This window comes from Paenibacillus sp. FSL F4-0087 (assembly GCF_038020215.1).
GTDB lineage: Bacteria > Bacillota > Bacilli > Paenibacillales > Paenibacillaceae > Paenibacillus > Paenibacillus taichungensis.
In genome coordinates this window covers 3,789,600-3,808,460 of record NZ_JBBODJ010000001.1, presented here as the reverse complement: position 1 = coordinate 3,808,460, position 18,861 = coordinate 3,789,600, and the positions used below count along the sequence as shown (strand labels likewise).

Annotated in this window: 15 protein-coding genes and 1 pseudogene; 3 read left to right on the top strand and 13 right to left on the bottom strand. The window is 47.8% G+C overall.

Annotated elements, in window-relative coordinates:
- Positions 1 to 258 precede the first annotated feature (258 nt).
- The 4 genes and pseudogenes from MHB84_RS31415 to xylA all read right to left on the bottom strand — a co-directional run.
- Positions 259 to 777: pseudogene (locus MHB84_RS31415) on the bottom strand (hypothetical protein); the annotation flags it as partial.
- A complete protein-coding gene (locus MHB84_RS17505) occupies positions 743 to 1,459 on the bottom strand; it encodes a glycosyltransferase family 2 protein (protein WP_256716902.1) in 717 nt (238 codons plus the stop codon). The pseudogene MHB84_RS31415 and the gene MHB84_RS17505, both read right to left, overlap by 35 nt.
- Before the next feature lie 293 nt (positions 1,460 to 1,752).
- A complete protein-coding gene (gene xylB, locus MHB84_RS17500) occupies positions 1,753 to 3,246 on the bottom strand; it encodes a xylulokinase (RefSeq protein ID WP_076291241.1) in 1,494 nt (497 codons plus the stop codon).
- Positions 3,247 to 3,723: 477 nt separating this feature from the next.
- Positions 3,724 to 5,040: a xylose isomerase gene (xylA, locus tag MHB84_RS17495; protein WP_063566575.1), complete on the bottom strand. Its 1,317-nt coding sequence runs from the start codon at positions 5,038 to 5,040 to the stop codon at positions 3,724 to 3,726.
- Between the two features lie 200 nt (positions 5,041 to 5,240).
- Between xylA and MHB84_RS17490 the strand changes: the two genes are divergently transcribed.
- Positions 5,241 to 6,407, top strand: a complete 1,167-nt coding sequence (locus MHB84_RS17490) for an ROK family transcriptional regulator (protein WP_076291294.1) — start codon at positions 5,241 to 5,243, stop codon at positions 6,405 to 6,407.
- 145 nt (positions 6,408 to 6,552) lie between these two features.
- Complete coding sequence (locus tag MHB84_RS17485; protein ID WP_053779005.1) at positions 6,553 to 6,750, top strand: hypothetical protein; 198 nt, start codon at positions 6,553 to 6,555, stop codon at positions 6,748 to 6,750.
- A gap of 132 nt (positions 6,751 to 6,882) precedes the next feature.
- Here the strand turns inward: MHB84_RS17485 and MHB84_RS17480 are convergent, their stop codons facing one another.
- The 3 genes from MHB84_RS17480 to trxB all read right to left on the bottom strand — a co-directional run bounded on the left by MHB84_RS17480 (position 6,883) and on the right by trxB (position 10,307).
- The gene (locus MHB84_RS17480) at positions 6,883 to 8,868 is read right to left on the bottom strand and encodes an AraC family transcriptional regulator (protein WP_076291240.1); all 1,986 of its coding nucleotides are present in this window, start codon (positions 8,866 to 8,868) and stop codon (positions 6,883 to 6,885) included.
- A gap of 208 nt (positions 8,869 to 9,076) precedes the next feature.
- Positions 9,077 to 9,307, bottom strand: coding sequence for a glutaredoxin family protein (locus MHB84_RS17475; RefSeq protein ID WP_076291239.1), 231 nt, complete (start codon positions 9,305 to 9,307; stop codon positions 9,077 to 9,079).
- A 58-nt stretch (positions 9,308 to 9,365) separates the two neighbouring features.
- Entirely contained in the window at positions 9,366 to 10,307 is a 942-nt protein-coding gene (trxB, locus tag MHB84_RS17470) for a thioredoxin-disulfide reductase (protein ID WP_076291238.1), read from the bottom strand.
- Positions 10,308 to 10,560: 253 nt separating this feature from the next.
- Between trxB and MHB84_RS17465 the strand changes: the two genes are divergently transcribed.
- The gene (locus tag MHB84_RS17465) at positions 10,561 to 11,292 is read left to right on the top strand and encodes a ZIP family metal transporter (protein ID WP_053779008.1); all 732 of its coding nucleotides are present in this window, start codon (positions 10,561 to 10,563) and stop codon (positions 11,290 to 11,292) included.
- Between the two features lie 155 nt (positions 11,293 to 11,447).
- Here the strand turns inward: MHB84_RS17465 and MHB84_RS17460 are convergent, their stop codons facing one another.
- The 6 genes from MHB84_RS17460 to MHB84_RS17435 all read right to left on the bottom strand — a co-directional run bounded on the left by MHB84_RS17460 (position 11,448) and on the right by MHB84_RS17435 (position 18,844).
- On the bottom strand, positions 11,448 to 12,263 hold the full coding sequence (locus MHB84_RS17460; RefSeq protein ID WP_076291237.1) for an alpha/beta fold hydrolase: 816 nt from the start codon (positions 12,261 to 12,263) through the stop codon (positions 11,448 to 11,450).
- Positions 12,264 to 12,443: 180 nt separating this feature from the next.
- A complete protein-coding gene (locus MHB84_RS17455) occupies positions 12,444 to 14,456 on the bottom strand; it encodes a heavy metal translocating P-type ATPase (RefSeq protein ID WP_076291236.1) in 2,013 nt (670 codons plus the stop codon).
- Between the two features lie 360 nt (positions 14,457 to 14,816).
- Positions 14,817 to 16,124, bottom strand: a complete 1,308-nt coding sequence (locus MHB84_RS17450) for a homocysteine synthase (protein WP_076291235.1) — start codon at positions 16,122 to 16,124, stop codon at positions 14,817 to 14,819.
- 246 nt (positions 16,125 to 16,370) lie between these two features.
- On the bottom strand, positions 16,371 to 17,216 hold the full coding sequence (locus tag MHB84_RS17445; RefSeq protein ID WP_076291234.1) for a sugar phosphate isomerase/epimerase family protein: 846 nt from the start codon (positions 17,214 to 17,216) through the stop codon (positions 16,371 to 16,373).
- Between the two features lie 34 nt (positions 17,217 to 17,250).
- Positions 17,251 to 18,003, bottom strand: a complete 753-nt coding sequence (gene kduD, locus MHB84_RS17440; protein WP_053779016.1) for a 2-dehydro-3-deoxy-D-gluconate 5-dehydrogenase KduD — start codon at positions 18,001 to 18,003, stop codon at positions 17,251 to 17,253.
- An 82-nt stretch (positions 18,004 to 18,085) separates the two neighbouring features.
- The gene (locus MHB84_RS17435) at positions 18,086 to 18,844 is read right to left on the bottom strand and encodes a DeoR/GlpR family DNA-binding transcription regulator (RefSeq protein ID WP_076291233.1); all 759 of its coding nucleotides are present in this window, start codon (positions 18,842 to 18,844) and stop codon (positions 18,086 to 18,088) included.
- Between the last annotated feature and the right edge of the window lie 17 nt (positions 18,845 to 18,861).

Genomic DNA, 18,861 nt, shown 5'->3' with positions numbered 1-18,861 from the left:
GAACGATACATTCGGAATCTGGTCATAGGAAATCCCGGACTCCAATACATTCCTGCGAATAAGAGTACACGCCCCCAGTCCCCCCACTTCATAACAACCCGGAGTACGCAATTGCCTCAGGAATGCATCCGTTTGTGTACCTTCGTCCTCTGCTTCCTCCCCTGAGTTGCGTTTGCCTCCCTTGCGAAACAGGGCGTACTCATCCTGCAACCAGACTTGTGGCATTTCCCTTGTGCCCGGCTGCCATCGTGTCCAGAAGATATTGGAGATGATCTCCTTCCTGTTCGATACGAGCTGTTCCAATGTCCGTGGATGCAGGACGAGATCGGAATCAATCAAGAACACGGCATCGTACTTCTGGTCACGGGCATATGCCAAAATACGATTTTTCAGTCCGGCTACCCGCCAGATCTGTTCGTCGCGCCAATAATGCCCACCCTCGTCCTTGTTGTATACTCCTTTTCCCTGATTGGTATCTGCTTCATCTACATTGGCATCCAAAAGACTGCCTTCATGCCGAAGTACAAACTCATGGAGCATATTGGATGCCGCTTCTTCTTCATTGTCGTCCACAAACAGATAGTCTGTCGTCACCGTCGTTCGCTCAAGCGATTCCAAGGACTGGAGAAATTCACGTAGTACCGGGGCTGTCTGCCGAATAGGACTTGCGATAAGAATCTTTTCCTTTGGCTCTTCTTTACCTTTTTCTTTTTCCTTCTTCAACTCTATTGTCCTCCTTCCCTTATTCCGACCATTGCAAAAGTCTGGGCTCTGCATCCAAAATGGATTCGTACTGTTCCTTCCAGCCATATCTTGCATCCGGGTCCAGTGCCTGATAGCGCTCGTATTTACGAATTCGGTCCTCTGCACGTGCCCAACCATAATGCTTCACCCGAGGCGAGTGGCATCCATAGGCAAAATGCTGAATGGTTAGCGGGAAACGGCCGCAGTGCTGCGGAGTTTCCTTCCATTCATAGCTCCATTCCGGTCGGTATCGGACCAGGAATGGCCGATAATACGCATGAGCCTGCCAGTATTGATCTTCCCGGTAATGTGTATCGCTCCACATATCAAACAACCTGAGATAAATGGCGTCCTCCGCTCCACCCAACAGTTGATTCCGAACAGTCCCAAAATCCGTTGTCAGAATTTCATCCGCGTCCAGATTCAAAATCCATTCCGGTCCGGTAGCCACTGTTGTCGCCCACTGCTGCTTCCGTAAACTCACCTCATCTGCAAACAAGGAGGCCGGGTTCACAATCAACGTAAGCGGAATTCCCTCCAGCATTTCCTGGCATAAAGCAACGGTATGGTCTGTACTTCCATCGTCAATGATTACTGCACGATCAATCCACGGCCGGTGAGTCTCTAACGCTTGTTTGAGATACCTGTGCTCCTCATTGCGGACAATCATGGACAAGGTGACATGCGGCCTCGTGGTTGCTTCACGATCTTCCAACTCCCCACCTCCAGGCTGAGTCTGTCACGCGTAATAACTGATGTGCTATGGATGATTAAAATGGCAGAACCCCGGTTAACCTCAATATCTAATCTATGCGCGTCTGGAACAGGGTTATGTCTGGCAGGGAAACCTTTCATGACGTTTAGGAACCTTCAAAAACGATATGTTCTTCTTTTCTTGGACAACGACAAAAAAGGCACCCGCTTCCGCAGGTGCCTCGTTAATGTAATATTTCATTGGTTTAATTGTTAATGAACCTATTCAGATCGATATAAAAGAGGTCTGAATAATCAACGATATGCTGCCAGACGGTCATTCAGGCTGCGTGTTTGCCCGTACACATCCTGATACAGTGCAAATAGTCCGTCATACACCTTAACCGCTTCCGGGTTAGGCGCATAAGATTTCGCAGGACGAATGAACGCTGCTGCACATTCTTGCAAAGATGGGAACCAGCCACAGCCATAAGCTGCCAGCATCGCCGCGCCCATTGCTGGACCTTGCTCACTTTCCAATTTCACAATGGTTGCATTGAAGACATCGGCCTGCATTTGCAGCCAAGCTTCATTTTTGGCACCGCCGCCAATGGAGATGACTTCGTTGACTGTTTTGCCAGCGTTACGAAGAATATCAATGGACTCGCGCAGCGAGAACGTAATGCCCTCCATCACAGCACGTCCAAAATGCTCCAGCTTATGACTCGCATCCATGCCGATAAAGCTGCCACGAATGTTCGCATCCGGGTGCGGTGTACGCTCGCCAACGATATAAGGCGTGAACAACAACCCGTTGCTTCCCGCTGGAATCGCATCAATGCCCTGCAAGAGCACATCAAATGATTTGTCAGCTGCAAAAGTATCCTTAAACCAGGACAGGCTGTATCCTGCCGCAAGCGTTACCCCCATAATATAGAAGGCATCTTTCTCGCCATGGTTAAAAAAGTGAACTTTGCCTTCGAAATCGAGATCTTTACGCTCTTCATAAGAAAGCACTACCCCGGACGTTCCGATGCTGCACATCGTCTGTCCTTCACTCAGAATGCCTGCGCCAATGGCTCCGCAAGCATTGTCCGCACCGCCTGCATAGACTTTCGTTGCGGCTGCAAGTCCGGTTTGATCCGCAATCTCAGGCAGCAATGTGCCTACTTCTTCAAATGACTCCACAAGACGTGGGCACAAGGATACTGGCAGTTCAAAAGCTTCCGCGATTTCCTTGCTCCACTGCTTGCCTGCAACGTCCAGCAGCAATGTGCCCGCTGCATCCGAATAATCCATGGCATAATCACCTGTCAGGCGATACCGCACATAGTCCTTCGGCAACAGGAACAGCGCTGCCTGTTGCAGCAATTGCGGCTCGTTCTCCTGTACCCACAGGATTTTGGGCAGGGTAAAACCTTCGAGCGCACGGTTGCGGGCAATACTTAACAATTTCCCGTCCAGTACTTTCTCAATGCGGCGGCACTGAGCCGTTGTCCGTGTATCGTTCCATAGAATGGCATTGCGCAGCGGTTTACCTTCGGCATTCACCAGCACCAAGCCATGCATCTGTCCGGAGAAGCTCAGTCCTTCGATCTCCGAAGGATGTACGCCGGACACCTCCAGCAATTTGCGCAGCGAAACAATTGTCTGCTCTACCCAATCTTCCGGATTCTGCTCACTGTATCCAGCTTTGGGTTGGTACAGCGGATAAGCCTCGGAAGCTTCAAACGCCACTTTCCCTTCACGGTTAACCAGCACAGTTTTAACTGCACTTGTTCCCAGATCGACACCAATTACGTAACTCATGGGTTAACTCCTCTCATTTATCTCTGGTTATATCCACGAAGAGTCCAAGTTTACATGAGAGTCACTCCGTGATCAGAAAACCCTTGGATCGCCGTTACCCCCGGATTTCCTTCATCCCTTTAACAAGGGAGAAATCCGGGGATAAATGCGACCGCTTCGCTTCCTCCGGGTCCTTTCTGCTCACTCCGTTCTGCATGCTTAATCATGAACACACATGGATATGAAACGAGTAAAACGTACTCGTCTCTGTAGCTGAAAATCGTGCCAACGACATATATCTGTCATTAGTAATGGACATGCAAACCTTGATACTCATGAAATTCAATCCATTTCGGTATCAAAAAACCGTCCCCGCCTTCCCAGGGGAAAGTCGGGAACGGTCCGAATGTCATGCTTGTTCAGGCGTTCCGTGGTACAAGCTTGTACAGGGCAGGCATGGTCGTCACATGCCATGCCTTGCACAGATGAGACCCGGTATTAGTCAGCCAGGATGTATTGGTTGAGTTTTGCTCTCAGCAATTCCTGACGTCCGGATTGGTTTTTGCGTGGGCTTTCGTTGTTCAGCGCGTACTCTGCAAGGGAAGCCAGTGTTGCTTTACCTGCAACCACATCTGCACCGATACCTTCGCTGAAGCTGCTGTAACGTTTTTCGATGAAGTCATCGAATACACGATCTTCAATCAATTTCGCTGCTACTTTCAGACCTTTAGCATACGTATCCATACCCGCGATGTGTGCCAGGAACAGATCGTCTGCTTCGAAGGAACCACGACGTACTTTGGCGTCAAAGTTCACACCACCACGGCCAATACCGCCGTTTTTCAATACTTCGTACATTGTCAATGTAGCATCGTACATATCAACCGGGAACTCATCCGTATCCCAACCGATCAGCATGTCGCCTTGGTTTGCATCGAGGGAACCAAGCATGCCGTTTGTGCGGGCAACGCGGATCTCGTGATCGAATGTGTGACCAGCCAGTGTAGCATGGTTAGCTTCCAGGTTCAGTTTGAAGTGTTTGTCCAAACCGTATTTTTGCAGGAAGGCAATGGAAGTTGCTGCATCATAGTCGTATTGGTGTTTGGTTGGCTCTTTCGGTTTAGGCTCGATCAGGAATTGTGCATCAAAGCCAATTTCCTTCGCGTAGTCTACTGCCATGTGGAACATACGGGCAATGTTGTCTTGCTCCAGTTGCATGTCTGTGTTGAGCAATGTGTCATACCCTTCACGACCGCCCCAGAACACATAGTTTTCTGCGCCCAGACGTTTACCCACTTCCAGACCTTTCTTGATTTGCGCTGCAGCATGAGCGTACACATCTGCGTTGCAAGTGGAAGCTGCACCAAACATAAAGCGTGGGTTGGAGAACATGTTCGCTGTATTCCAAAGCAATTTTTTGCCGCTGGATTTCATGTGGCCTTCAATCAGGTCAACGATCGTATCGATGTTGCTGTAGAACTCACGCAGGCTGTTGCCTTCTGGTGCGATGTCCACATCGTGGAAACAGAAGAACGGAAGATTCATTTTTTCCAAAAATTCAAATGCTGCTTCCACGCGTACTTTCGCGAGGTCCAGACCGGAGTATTTATCCCAAGAACGAACAGCAGTCTCCGCACCAAACGGGTCACTACCACCCGCTGTTAATGTATGCCAGTAAGCCATGCCGAAACGGAAGTGCTCTTCCATCGATTTGCCGGCTACAACTTCTTCCGGATTATAATGTTTAAAAGCAAATGGATTCGTGGAATCTTTACCTTCGAACGAAATTTTATTAACGGATTCAAAATAGGCCATGTAAAATGCCTCCTCAATAGTTTTGAAAGTAATCGTTTACAACGTTATCCTAACACATCGGTTATACTTTGTCTATTGGTTAAACAAAGTAAAAATAAAAATGTTTTTTGCACGTTTGTTTACGCTATAATAGTCGAATAGCTTGTTTACGGATTGCGGGTCTGAACCCTTTTATAGAAGAATAGGAGTGCCTTATGGATATGAAAATTACCGGAGACCAGATGCTGGTCAAAAAAATAAACAAGTCGATCGTCCTGGATACGATTCGGCGTCATGCCCCCCTCTCTCGTGCGCGGGTATCCGAGATTACAGGGCTGAACAAAGCAACGGTATCCAATCTAGTTGCCGATCTGATCAATGATGAACTCTTGCAGGAAATTGGCCCTGGGGAATCCAGCGGTGGACGTAAACCTCTGATGTTGCTGTTTCGCGGTACATCGGGATATGCCGTAGGTTTGGAACTCAGCGTGACCCACTTAAAAGGTGTGCTCACCGATCTGGAAGGTCATATTATCACAGAGTACGCTGTGAAACTGGAACATCATGATGTGTCCTCTGTATTTGAACAGTTGAAACTTGCGGCAGAAGATCTGATTCATGCAGCCCCTCCCTCCCCTCACGGGGTAATTGGAATCGGAATCGGGGTTCCGGGCATGGTGGACGAGGAAGGAACGGTGCTTTTTGCACCCAACTTGGGGTGGGAGAAGGTTCCCCTGCGTGCCATGCTGGAAGAAGTATTCGAGTTACCTGTCACGATCGACAATGAAGCGAATGCAGGTGCGCATGGAGAATTGAATTTTGGTGCAGGTATCGGTGTACGTCATCTGATTTACATTAGTGCAGGCATCGGGATCGGTTCAGGTATTATGGTGGATGGCGAGCTGTACAAAGGAGCCTGGGGATATGCCGGAGAAACCGGCCATATGTCCATTGAAGCAGAAGGCAGACCATGCTCCTGTGGTAATCGTGGATGCTGGGAGTTATATGCTTCAGAGAAAGCTTATGAGCACCCGGATCATCAGTTGCTTTTGCCGGCACATACGACACGGGAATTGATTGATTATGCACAGCAAGGCCATGAAGATGTATTGAAGTTATACCAAGAAATCGGCCGCAAACTGGGGGTTGGCATCACTAATATCGTCAACAGTTTCAATCCTGAACGCATCATTATCGGCGGCCCTCTCTCTGAAGCAGGACCATGGATTGAAACGGCGCTGAAACAAGTGGTGGAGGAGCGTACATTGCCCTATCACCGTCGCAGTTTGCAGATTGAATGGGCTGCTCTAGGCAGTCGGTCCACACGTGTTGGTGCCGCTTATTCAGCAATCTCCCAATTTCTAGGTAAAATAAGAGTGTCCGTCTAATAACTGATGAAAATTGACATCATTTTGCCCCATTTCCTCCCTTTTTGTTAAAGAAATCCAGAGGTATAATAGGGTTATGTGATTTTTGTCATGGCGGCATGAATGTCGCCATGTTAATTCCGATGACGAAACGGAGTGAAAATTCGTGACCTACGTGGATACTTCAGATATCTCGGCGCAAATGTTTGTCACCGTACTCCTGTTCCTGATCGTGCTTGCGCCGCTGTTCAGCCTTGGCATACTTCGATTGTTTCAGAGCAAAAAGAAGGCTGGTTTCATGTACATGCTGTCAGGCGTACTGGTGTATGTAGTATTTCAGACCTTTATGAGTATCTTTTTTTAGATAAGATAAAATATGTTTAATTTTAACGTCAAATCCCCTTTTACATCCACAAAAGAGTTCATGAAAACATGTGCTCTGTTGTAGCTGTGAAAGGGGATTTTTCATATTACCTATTTAAATGGATCATACTCACTAGCTTTTGGAGTTCTCTTGATTGCGCTCTTCCATCATTTCCACAATGTCTTGAATTTGTCCCATGACAGAAATCGGATCCGAGAAATAGAATTTGTAACCGTCAATTTCGTATAACTCATTGTTTTTGACCGCATCTAACGTTCCCCACACCGGATCGCTCGCATAGTCGTATGATTCCGCTTTGGCATTCACGGCCATAAATACGTAATCACCAGCATATGAATCGGCGAGCTCATTGGAGATCGTAGCCCAGCCCACTTTCGGATCAATGCTGCGTTCCACGTTCTCGTTCATAGGCAAGTCCAATTCACCATGGATCGTTCTGCCCGTATGCGCATTACCATAAAGCGTGATGTCTTTGCTCAAGCCTCCGTCAAACACAGTAACGGTTTCCCCCTCTTTGATTATACTGCTTAAACGCTCCTTGGCCGAAGTCACCTTTTGTTCAAAATCGGTAAGCCATGCCGATGCTTCAGCCTCTTTTCCCAATATAACGCCAAGCTCTTTAACCTGATCACGAACCGGAGCTGAGTTGTCCAGAAAGACGGTTGGGGCGATTTTGGAATAAGCATCGTAACTTTTGGCATCGCCTGTAACGATCAGGTCAGGGCTCAGTGCAGTTATTGCTTCAAGATTGTCCGAAATATCCTCGATACCGGAAACCTTGCCCTCCAGATAAGGGTTTTGCATGAATACGCCATTACTTCCTACAGGTTTTACATCCAAGGCCAGAATATGACCCAAGAAGAAATCTGTTACGACACGCTGCGGATTAGCAGGCACTTCAACCTCGCCCATGGAACTATTCACTTTACGTGTCGTCGCTTGTGTATTTTCATTTGTATTATTTTCGCTTGTACTGTTCACTTGGGAAGATGGTGCATCCGATTGAGCTGTACTTCCATCTCCAGTTGCAGCCCCTGTATTCCCCGAAGAACCGCCACTACATGCACTTAACAGCAACCCAAAAGCCATTAGCAAAGCTATCGGAACTCTCTTTATATTTCTTAACATATCGTCAGACCCTCCATCTAGGTGTTGATAATAATTATCATTATCACATAAAGGAATATAACATGGGGGTAAAGAGCCAACAATATGATTTCTTCCTGCTAAGGATGTAACATCTTCCTCTACAATCTGCTTACGGTACTTCTGTGGGGAAACTCCCATATACTTTTTAAAGGCGTTGCTGAAGTAATATGCATCTTGATACCCAATAGAAGAGGCAATAATCCGTAAGGGAAGCTTTGTTTCGACTAAGAGCTTGCACGCTTTTTGCATACGCAAACGGATTAGGCAGTCAATCGGTCCACGATTCAGCACTTGTTTGAAACAATTAGAGAGATGACCCGGACTACGTTGCATTACTATAGCCAAAGAATCCAACGTATGAGGCTTCGCATAGTTCTTCAACATGTATTCCAGAGTAAGTGTGACCAATTCAACAGGACTAGCTATTTTTACAATCGGAGACTGCAGATAAAAATCATGCACCATGTGATAAACCCATTGGTAGAATGATGCTTTGAGTTGAAGTGGCACCGAAGGCCCATGCTCCTGCTGCTCCTGAATTTCCAGCATACGATCTGTAATTTCATATATCATCATCGGCTGAGTTGGTGTCACACGGTATGTAACATAGGTTGGATTTCTGTGTTTGTCTAATAACAGCGGTTCATCGCCGTACGTTGGCACCCATTCTGCTTTATACGAAATCACGATATACTCCGCTCCCTCTGAACCTGCGTTAACTTCAAACCTGCTTTTGGGAGGAGCATGAATAATCTCAAAATGATTGATGGAATAGAGCTTTTGATTGAGCAGTACCAGCAAATTACCTCTTCTAATACAGAAAAAACTGCTAGACTGAATCGTGAATAATTTTCTTTGCCCTTTTGCGAGAAGAGCATGTTCAACATGAATATCTCGTATATTCGCCTGTTCCCAGAAGCGAAAATGCTCCTGTTGTTCTATAATCATGCTGACTGTTCACCTCAATGCTTACGACTTAAGAAAAGAATATCGCACTTCTGTTCATTGGACAATTCGAAGATTAATGAAGTAGATCTGAATCAAATAAAGAAGCCTCAGTCCTGATTCGGACTAAGGCTTCTCCAATATATATTCAAACGGCTCGCGCGAACCGGAATAGCTGCATGTGACTTGAACTTACCCTACACAGGGTAAATTAAGCGTCCAGCGCTTTGGCGAATTGAGTTTTGTTCATACCCAGAATACGGTGTTCACCAATGACAGTCAGAGGTACGGCACGTACGCCCATATCCCATACTTGTTGTGCGAACTCATCGCTTGTCTCGATGTTGCGCTCTTCATAAGAGATGCCTTTGTCAGACAAGAAGCTTTTTACTGATTTGCAGTTTGGGCAGTTGGTTGATGTGTATACAATTACGTTTTCCATGTTTATTCACCTCATATTGTTTTTTTATAGCTAATCTATTGATCAAAACAGCTCTTCCTTACAGGACTACAGCGCTGTGCTCCAAGCTCTCAATATATTTCTCTGTATCCATTGCAGCCATACATCCACTACCTGCAGCTGTGATCGCTTGTTTGTAACGAGTATCCTGTACATCACCACAAGCGAATACGCCTGGGATATTGGTTTCGGATGTGCCCGGTGTAGTCAGAATATAACCGTGTTCGTCGGTTGTGATCTGTCCGCCCAGGAATCCAGTGTTTGGTGTGTGACCAATTGCAACGAATACACCGCTAGCAGGGATGATTTCTTCTTCACCTGTTTCGTTGTTCAGTACTTTCAATCCAGTTACGCCGTTGTCGCCAGCCAGCACTTCAAGAGGGGTACGGTTCAATGCCATCTCCACTTTCTCGTTGCTGCGTGCACGATCCTGCATGATTTTGGAACCACGCAGTTCTTCACGACGGTGTACCAAGGTTACTTTGGAACCGAAACGGGACAGGAAGCTCGCCTCCTCCAGCGCGGAGTCTCCACCGCCAATAACGATGATTTCTTTGTTGCGGAAGAAGAATCCGTCACATGTCGCACATGTGCTGACACCACGGCCCACATTCGTTTCTTCTCCAGGAATACCGAGGTATTTAGCAGATGCGCCTGTAGACAGGATCAAGGTTTCGGAAACGAGTTCACCCATGCCTTCAACCTGAATTTTGAATGGACGCTCGCTCATATCGATGTTGTTTACCCAGCCTGTACGGAATTCTGCACCGAAGCGTTCTGCTTGTTTGCGCATATTGTCCATCAGTTCAGGACCCATAATGCCGTCAGGGAAACCTGGGAAGTTCTCCACTTCTGTTGTTGTTGTCAGTTGACCACCAGGTTGCGGTCCTTCAATAACGAGTGGATTCAAGTTGGCACGTGCCAGATAGATTGCTGCTGTCAGCCCTGCAGGGCCTGTTCCAATAATAATTGATTTATACATGTATAGTTCCTCCCCCGGGTTCTACAAAAAGGTCAGGCTCTCCGGCATCAAAAGCAAAGGCTTTTGCATACACTAGAACGAAAGCCTACATCATGTCCACATGAACTGCCCGTTATGACAATTAACCTATGCAGAAACGGAATTCTAATTTATAATCATTCTAATCTGTTGTTCATTATGATCTCTTTTATGTACGGTGTCAATGCTCGGCAGCGATTATGAAGAAGTCTTCATCAGGAGGGAAAATGGAAGCATGAACGATGCACTCATTGGCAGCTTTATCTCAGCCATGTCTACCGGCCTTGGGGCCATACCTATTCTATTTATGCGCAAAGTAACACACCGCCTGCGTGATATTTTGCTTGCTTACGCAGCAGGCATCATGACCTCTGCCTCGGTGTACAATCTCATACCGGAAGCACTCGGGCAATCCAATTTGTTCGTACTTGCCCTTGGTATCATGCTGGGCAGCATGGTTCTGCTTGTGCTAGAGATGAAGATTCCCCATGTGGATCTGGAAAATCCCGAGAAGATGCCTTTCAAAATTGAAGCCAAAGCCTTCATGATCATTGCAGCTATCACCATGCATAACCTGCCCGAAGGGCTATCAGTAGGTGTCAGCTACGCAAGCAGTGACGCAGGACTTGGCAATCTGATTGCCTTTTCCATTGGATTGCAGAATGCGCCGGAAGGATTCCTGGTGGCCCTCTTCCTGGTCAATCAGAACATCGGTCGCTTCAAGGCGCTCGGTATCGCCACGCTGACGGGTGCAGTTGAAATTGTTACAGCTATGATTGGTTACACTCTCAGTAGTCTGGTCTCAGGTCTCGTCCCTTATGGTCTTGCCTTTGCAGCAGGTGCGATGATGTTCATCGTGTACAAGGAATTGATTCCCGAAAGCCACGGCGACGGCAATGCACGGGCGGCAACGGTTTCCTTTCTGCTTGGACTGATCACGATGATTGGTCTAACTGAACTCTTTTAATGGAAAAGAACAAAGAACAGCCCTCACATGAACACAAGAATGGACGGCAAAAAACCTGAAAGGACAGCGGATCGCTGAACTTCCAGGTTCTTTTTTTGTTCACAAATGAAGATTAAATGAAATAATTGGAACGATCTGTAAAGGTCGTTCTACGATCACAATTCGGATTTGATAAATCGAATCAGTTCGGCATTGAATTTTTCCAATTCATCATAAAATGCCCCATGACCACTCTCCTCAAAAGCAATCAATTGAGAACCGGCAATGCCTTTATGCATCTCCTCGGCAAACTCAAACGGACAGATCTCATCCTTCTTCCCGTGTAAAATCGCTGTAGGTACCTGAATTGAACTCAGGTCACCTCGCAGATCCTCATCGCGCAAGGCAATCGCACTGTTAATCGTACTGTAAGACGAAGCTTCCATGCCGAGTGCATGGAACCAATCCATAAACGACTGGCTGTGCTGCTTCGCGAAAAACATGCCGCCAAATGTCTCCAGCAGCTTCGGACGATCTGCGAAGATCGGCTCAATAATCTGCTCGGTGAGCTGCGCTGGAGTCAATCCATACGGATAACCGTCGCGCTGTGTGAACACAGGTGCCGCCGCAGACAATAGCGCCAGCTTGGATACACCATGTCCCGCATGGCGGGCCATATAATGCACGGCAATCGCTCCACCCATGGAGAAGCCTGCAAGCACCACGTCGGTCAACTCCAGATCATCAATCACGGCACGAACATCGTCCGCCATCCGGTCGTAGTCATAACCTGTGGACGGAGCATCCGACTTACCATAACCTCTGAAATCTATTGCAATGGCACGAATGCCATGATTCGGCAGTACATTTAATTGATATTCAAACATTTTATAATTAACTGGCCAGCCGTGCAAAAAGACAACCGGTGTGCCCTGGCCAATATCTTCAACAAATACACTCACATTCGGTTCCACTTGTACGTAACGTCCCATTTTTCACAGCTCCCTTATTGTCATCTCGTTGCAGCGGCAGTTTGCCGCACTGCATGGTAATGTTCCAATAACAACGTTCCCTTAGTCATATTTCATGTAGAATGTTCCTCTGGAATCGTCTCTTCGATTCATTACCCGCTGACCCAAGGTTCAAACGCCGGCTTTTTCAAATGAATTTAGTTATCGCAGCAGTCTTAGTCCATTCAGAATAACCAGGATCGTGCTGCCTTCATGGCCTACCACGCCCAATGGTAACGCAACATCTTGAAGGAAGTTGCCCGCGATTAGAGCCAGAATTACCGTGATGGCAAAAAACATATTCTGCTTCACCGTCCGCTGGGCCCGGCGAGCCTGCCTGATCACCCAGGCGATTTCTTCAATATTGTCATTCATCAGTACAACATCCGCTACTTCCAGTGCCGTGCCGCTGCCCGATACGCCCATGCCCATGCCAACCGTTGCCGCTGCAAGTGCAGGCGCATCATTCACACCATCCCCAACCATCAACACTTGCCCGTACTGTTCGCGAAGCAGATGCACCCGCTTCACTTTATCTTCGGGTAACAAACCTGCGTATACCAGGCTCACACCTGTCTCCCGGGCGATCACTGCGGCCGATTCGGGACGATCACCTGTCAGCATAGCCACTTTCAGACCCATCGCTTCCAGCCTTTTCACCGCTGAGGCCGCTTGTGGGCGCACAGTGTCCCTCATCGCGATCAGTCCGGCCATCTCCCCGTTCGCTGTGATGGCAGACACGGTTTTGCCTTCTCCCTCAAGTTGGGCACGTATGCCAAGCCATACAGCAAGATCATTCATATCAGAAACACCCAATTGCTTCTCTATATCATTTGCATTATTTACCTCACTGATATGATACGTATCCAACTCATCCGTTTTGCCAATTTTCCAGAGAACGCCGTCTACTTTCCCCTCAATCCCCCAGCCTGTCAGAGCTTGAACCTGTTCAGCAATCGGGAGGTTGATGTCCTCCTTGCTTGCCTGCTCCACAATGGCCCGAGCCAGCGGGTGCACCGAAAGGTTCTCAATCGCAGCTACCGCGCCCAACAACTGTGTCCGGTCATATCCGTCTGCCGTTATAACATCGGTCACCTGTGGTGTACCCATCGTCAATGTCCCTGTTTTATCAAAAGCAACCACCCGAGTCTGGGCCATATTCTCCACATGAGCGCCACCCTTGAAGAGAATACCGCGGCGAGCACTGCTGGACATTGCTGATAACATGACCGGCATAATGGAAGAAACCAGGGCACAAGGTGAAGCTACAACCAGAAAGACCATTGCTTTGTAAAACGCCTCGTTCCACGTCCAACCAAGCAATAGCGGTGTTCCGGCAATAACCAGCACCGTTACGGCGACAATAATACGGGCATATATCCCCTCGAATCGCTCAATAAAGCGTTGGGAATCCGGCACTTCCGTCTGAGCTTCTTCCACCAGTTTAATGATTTTGCCAAACAACGATCCTTCAGCGGATTTGGTCACCTCCACATATAGGGCACCTTCGCCGTTCACAGTACCTGCAAATACGTCGTCACCAGCAATTTTGTCTACAGGTAAGGATTCACCTGTAATCGAGGCCTGATTGATAAAAGAGCTGCCTCGGTACACGACACCATCCGCCGGAACCAGTTCGCCCGGTTTCACCAGCAACAGATCCCCAGGCTGCAAATCATCGATGGATACACGATTCATCTTCCCGTCCTCAATACGCAGCGCCGTTTCCGGTTTGAGCGCCAGCAGTGATGAAATATCCTTGTGACTGCGCTCCGTTGCATAGCTTTCCAGTGCACCACTTAACGCAAAAATAAAGATCAGCATGGCGCCTTCATTCCAGTAGCCGATGGCTGCTGCTCCGAGCGATGCTGCAATCATGAGCAGATTCACATCGAGATCACGATCCTTGACCAGTGTCTCAATGCCTTCTTTAGCCTTGGTCCATCCACCTATGGCATAAGCAACAATATATAGTAGTACGGATAACGGGTTAGACCATGAGGCCGTCGCCCAGGCAATAAGCATCAAAAGTCCACTGCCCAGAGCAGCTTGCATTTCTTTGTTGCGCAGCATAGCCCGAAAGTCTGGCTTGCGCCCCCGGCCTGGGCCAGGTGTATTAGCTGAACGCTGTTCAGCTTTGGCCTGGGTTTGAATGGGTTGGTGTATCGCTTGCATATGAATCACAATCCTTTCTGATTGTCGGGTTGTGGATTGCACTTTGCTGCATCCATGTCCCCTGTATTGAAGTCGTATTGAGAATGAGAGCCATTGTTAATACCCTAAAAATGACACATGCTGCTGCGGGAATCCCGCAGCAGCATGGTTATCGAATGATTTTCAAATCATTTTGAATGAGAATGATAATCATTTTTGTACTTATGCAATTATTTTTACCCAATACAACTTTTGCTTTATTATATGTCTGTGCTCTGTATTTGTAAATGGGTTTTTCACCTTAGCCGATGTAAAATAAAAAAAGCCACTCGTCCATAAGGACAAGCGGCTCGTGTGAATTAAATTTATTAACGTTATGAATTAAACACTAACGCTTGATTGCTGGCTAGCTTTAATGGCTTGCTCCAAATCGTAGAGGATATCCTGAATATTCTCTGTACCTACAGATAAACGAATCAGCTCAGGGTTAACGCCTGCTGCGGTTTGCTCATCTTCTGTCAGCTGTTGGTGCGTCGTACTTGCCGGATGAATGATCAGTGACTTGGAGTCACCTACGTTGGCAAGGTGAGAGAACAGCTTCACATTTTCAATCAGTTTGCGTCCTGCATCCACGCCGCCCTTGATACCAAAGGTCAGAATAGCTCCCTGGCCTTTCGGCAAATACTTCTGTGCCAGTTCATAGGAAGGGTGACTCGGCAAACCTGCGTAGCTTACCCATTCCACATCCTCATGTTTCTCCAGATATTGCGCCACAGCCAGTGCGTTGCTGCTATGACGTTCAACACGCAGATGCAGTGTCTCCAGTCCTTGAATGAGCAACCATGAATTGAAAGGTGAGATCGTAGCACCCAAATCGCGCAGCAATTGTACACGAGCTTTGATAATATAAGCAATCGGCCCAACCGCTTCCGTATATACAACACCATGATAGCTGGAATCCGGCTCTGTCAGTCCCGGGAACTTGCCACTTGCTTTCCAGTCGAATTTACCGCTGTCCACAATAACTCCACCAATGGAAGTACCGTGACCGCCAATAAATTTGGTAGCCGAATGAACGACAATATCAGCTCCATGTTCGATTGGACGAAGCAGATATGGACTTGGGAATGTATTGTCTACAATCAAAGGAATGCCATGTTCATGGGCGATCGCTGCCACAGCTTCAATATCCAGTACGTTGCCTTGCGGATTACCAATCGTTTCAGCGTACAATGCTTTTGTTTTGTCCGTAATCGCCGCCCGGAAATTTTCAGGATCACTGGAATCTACAAACTTTACATCTAAGCCAAGTTTCGGTAGTGTGGTTGAGAACAGATTGTACGTTCCTCCATACAGACTCGCTGCGGAAACAATCTCATCTCCCGCACCTGCGATGTTTAAGAGGGAGAACGTAATCGCTGCCTGACCGGAAGCAGTAGCCAGAGCACCAGCGCCTCCCTCAAGTGCAGCAATACGTTGTTCGAACACATCCGTGGTCGGATTCATCAGACGTGTATAGATATTGCCAAACTCTTTCAATCCAAACAGATTGGCTGCATGCTCCGTATCACGGAATCCGTAGGATGTTGTTTGGTACAACGGTACTGCACGTGCATGGGTGGTCGGATCAATCTCCTGGCCGGCATGAATTGCCAATGTTTCAAATGAAAGCTCACGTTCGTTTGACATAAATCTGTTTCCTCCCTTAACTTATACGTTTGGCAAATCCCTAGATGTCATGACATGGTGGCGTATGTTTTCCATATTCTCTCACAAGATGTCGCTTTTGAAAAGAAATATTTCCGATTTTTCCGATGAGAAATATTAAATATGTATGATGAAGACTGCTACACCAAAAAAACCTTTGCGGGAGCAAAGGTTTTAAGGATTTTTTCCAACCATTACCTGCTGAACTTCTGCGCGAATTTGTACCGTTTATACCCGAACGCCACTCCAAATCTCACGTAAATGCTTGGCCGCCGGGACAGCTTCCTCCGCCGTTACCCCTTCTAGTGAAATATCAATATGTGGTTTATAGGTCTTCAATAGTTCAAAGAATAACGGATAATCCAGAATGCCCTCACCCGGCACCGGATTGAATTTCTCACCCTGCGCATTGAAAGCCACATCTTTGGCATGAATGACAATGATCCGCTGATACAGCGTTTCCATCACTTCACGCAGGAATGCAGACTGGTCAGCCACATGCGGCTGTTTGATCAGATTACAAGGATCGAACAGCATGCCCAGATTGGTTGAAGGAATTTCTTCAAACAGGCGGATCATATGTTCACGTGTATGAAGCGTATGAGTAGATACAGGCTCAATCGCCGCATGAACGCCCCACTTTTCCGCCTCTTCCGCCAGTTCCTCTACCGTCTCTCGCAGCACCGTCCATGCCTTTTCTTCATATCCGTCCGGATGAGAGTCTCGATACGTATCCAGGCCCCCGGTCTCCGTTGCCACCATGCTGCAACCGAAATCCCGGGCATAACGCAGATGCTCCTTGAATCGATCAATGTCTGCACGACGGGCCACAGGATCAGGATCAATCGGGTTAATGTAGCAGCCCAGAACCGCAATCTTGACTCCGCGCTGTGCAAATTGATCTCCGATCTCGTTCGCCAGTCCAGGGCTCAGCTTGCCGTTGGCCGAGTCCACATCCGACAAGGCCTTGGCTAATGCCAGCTGGACAGAATTAAATCCGTTATCTGCGATGGTCTGTGCAAGCTGTGCTGTAGGCTGTTTACCAAACGTATGCGCAAGAATACCAAGTTTCATGTCATTGCCTCCTTTGCATCGATCGCTGACAGCGTTAACGAGCCATCCAGCCGCCATCCACATTCAGTACGTGACCATTCAAATAATCCGAAGCCGCCGACGCCAGAAAAACAACCGGACCTTTCAGATCCTCAGGTGTTCCCCAGCGTCCAGCCGGAATCCGTGCCGTGATGTCACGGTACCGATTTTCATCGGCGCGAATCTGAGTCGTATTGTCTGTTTCCATATAGCCTGGTGCAATCCCGTTGATTTGAACACCTTTGCCTGCCCATTCATTTGCGAGTGCTTTCGTTAAACCGGCAACCCCATGTTTACTGGCCGTGTATCCCGGTACGTTAATTCCGCCCTGATAAGACAGCATGGAGGCAATGTTTATGATCTTGCCACTTCCCCGTTCAATCATATGTCTGCCGGCCAACTGGCTCAGGAAAAATACCGTGTTCAGGTTAAGACCTATGACATCATGCCAGTCCTGCTGACCGTGATCGGCTGCAGGTGTACGACGGATAATTCCCGCATTGTTAACAAGAATATCAATTCTCCCTTGAAAAGCTAATGCCTTTTCAAAAACCCCGGTCAATTCGTCCTCACGACTCAAATCAGCTTCAATCACATACGCTTTGCGTCCTAGAGCCTCAATGGCACGCGCTGTTTCCGATGGATTGGAGTAAGACACCAGCACAACATCTGCCCCGGCTTCAGCGAGGCCAATCGCCATTCCTTGCCCCAGACCTCCTGATGTACCAGTGACAAGTGCAACTTGTCCGCTTAAATCAAATGGGTTCATGAATGATTCCTCCGCATGGTTATTGGGTTGCAAGCCGTGTTCTTCAGCCTCGGCAGTCACGTAACCACTGTGGAACTGAAGGTCAGCTCTGATAATCCACTTCGATACCATTTTGCCTGTAAAGGGACGCTGTCTCCTCATCCAGCCGACTGTCGCTGATGATGCAGTCCAACTCCGAACAGTGTGCAAAAGTCCGAAGGGCAAATTGTCCGAATTTATAATGATCCACGACGCCATAAACCTGCTGAGAAGCAGAGATCATCGCTTTTTTTAGTGGCACCAGATCTCCTGTATATATGGAAAGTCCAAATTCCGGATGAAGTGCCGTCGTTGAGATAAACGCTTTGTGAATGTTGAGACCGGAAATAAAGGCAGCCGTATCGTCTCCCACCAGCATATTGCGGACTCTTGCTCCGCCGGGCACAACCAGTCGTACCTGCTCCTTTTTGGTCAACTCAGCAATAATGAACAAATCATTGGTAACCACAGTAATGGACTGATTGTCCATTCGCTTCGCCATCTCCAATGTAGTGCTTCCGCCGTCCAGCGCAACAATATCTCCTGGCCGGATATAAGCAAGGGCTCGCTCGGCAATCTCCGTTTTCTCCGAATGATGCTTTTCCGTAGCCCCGCGACTTGTGAGGATGCCGTACTGATCGTTCTGAGCCAGCATCGCACCCCCGTGGACACGTACGAGCAATCCCATGCCTTCCAGCTTATCGAGATCCTCCCGTACGGTCTTGCCCGTCACTTGCAGCAGTTCACTCAGATCACTCACGGTGACTTCCTGCCGTTCCAGCAGAGCCTCCATAATTTTTTCATGTCTTTTCAATGGATTCATCACAGATCAACTTCCTG

What these genes read in the sequence shown, in the direction of transcription:
- xylB (WP_076291241.1), bottom strand. Translation starts at nt 3,246, where the DNA reads ATGAGTTACGTAATTGGTGTCGATCTGGGAACAAGTGCAGTTAAAACT.
- xylA (WP_063566575.1), bottom strand. Translation starts at nt 5,040, where the DNA reads ATGGCCTATTTTGAATCCGTTAATAAAATTTCGTTCGAAGGTAAAGAT.
- MHB84_RS17490 (WP_076291294.1), top strand. Translation starts at nt 5,241, where the DNA reads ATGAAAATTACCGGAGACCAGATGCTGGTCAAAAAAATAAACAAGTCG.
- MHB84_RS17480 (WP_076291240.1), bottom strand. Translation starts at nt 8,868, where the DNA reads ATGATTATAGAACAACAGGAGCATTTTCGCTTCTGGGAACAGGCGAAT.
- MHB84_RS17475 (WP_076291239.1), bottom strand. Translation starts at nt 9,307, where the DNA reads ATGGAAAACGTAATTGTATACACATCAACCAACTGCCCAAACTGCAAA.
- trxB (WP_076291238.1), bottom strand. Translation starts at nt 10,307, where the DNA reads ATGTATAAATCAATTATTATTGGAACAGGCCCTGCAGGGCTGACAGCA.
- MHB84_RS17465 (WP_053779008.1), top strand. Translation starts at nt 10,561, where the DNA reads ATGAACGATGCACTCATTGGCAGCTTTATCTCAGCCATGTCTACCGGC.
- MHB84_RS17460 (WP_076291237.1), bottom strand. Translation starts at nt 12,263, where the DNA reads ATGGGACGTTACGTACAAGTGGAACCGAATGTGAGTGTATTTGTTGAA.
- MHB84_RS17455 (WP_076291236.1), bottom strand. Translation starts at nt 14,456, where the DNA reads ATGCAAGCGATACACCAACCCATTCAAACCCAGGCCAAAGCTGAACAG.
- MHB84_RS17450 (WP_076291235.1), bottom strand. Translation starts at nt 16,124, where the DNA reads ATGTCAAACGAACGTGAGCTTTCATTTGAAACATTGGCAATTCATGCC.
- MHB84_RS17445 (WP_076291234.1), bottom strand. Translation starts at nt 17,216, where the DNA reads ATGAAACTTGGTATTCTTGCGCATACGTTTGGTAAACAGCCTACAGCA.
- kduD (WP_053779016.1), bottom strand. Translation starts at nt 18,003, where the DNA reads ATGAACCCATTTGATTTAAGCGGACAAGTTGCACTTGTCACTGGTACA.
- MHB84_RS17435 (WP_076291233.1), bottom strand. Translation starts at nt 18,844, where the DNA reads ATGAATCCATTGAAAAGACATGAAAAAATTATGGAGGCTCTGCTGGAA.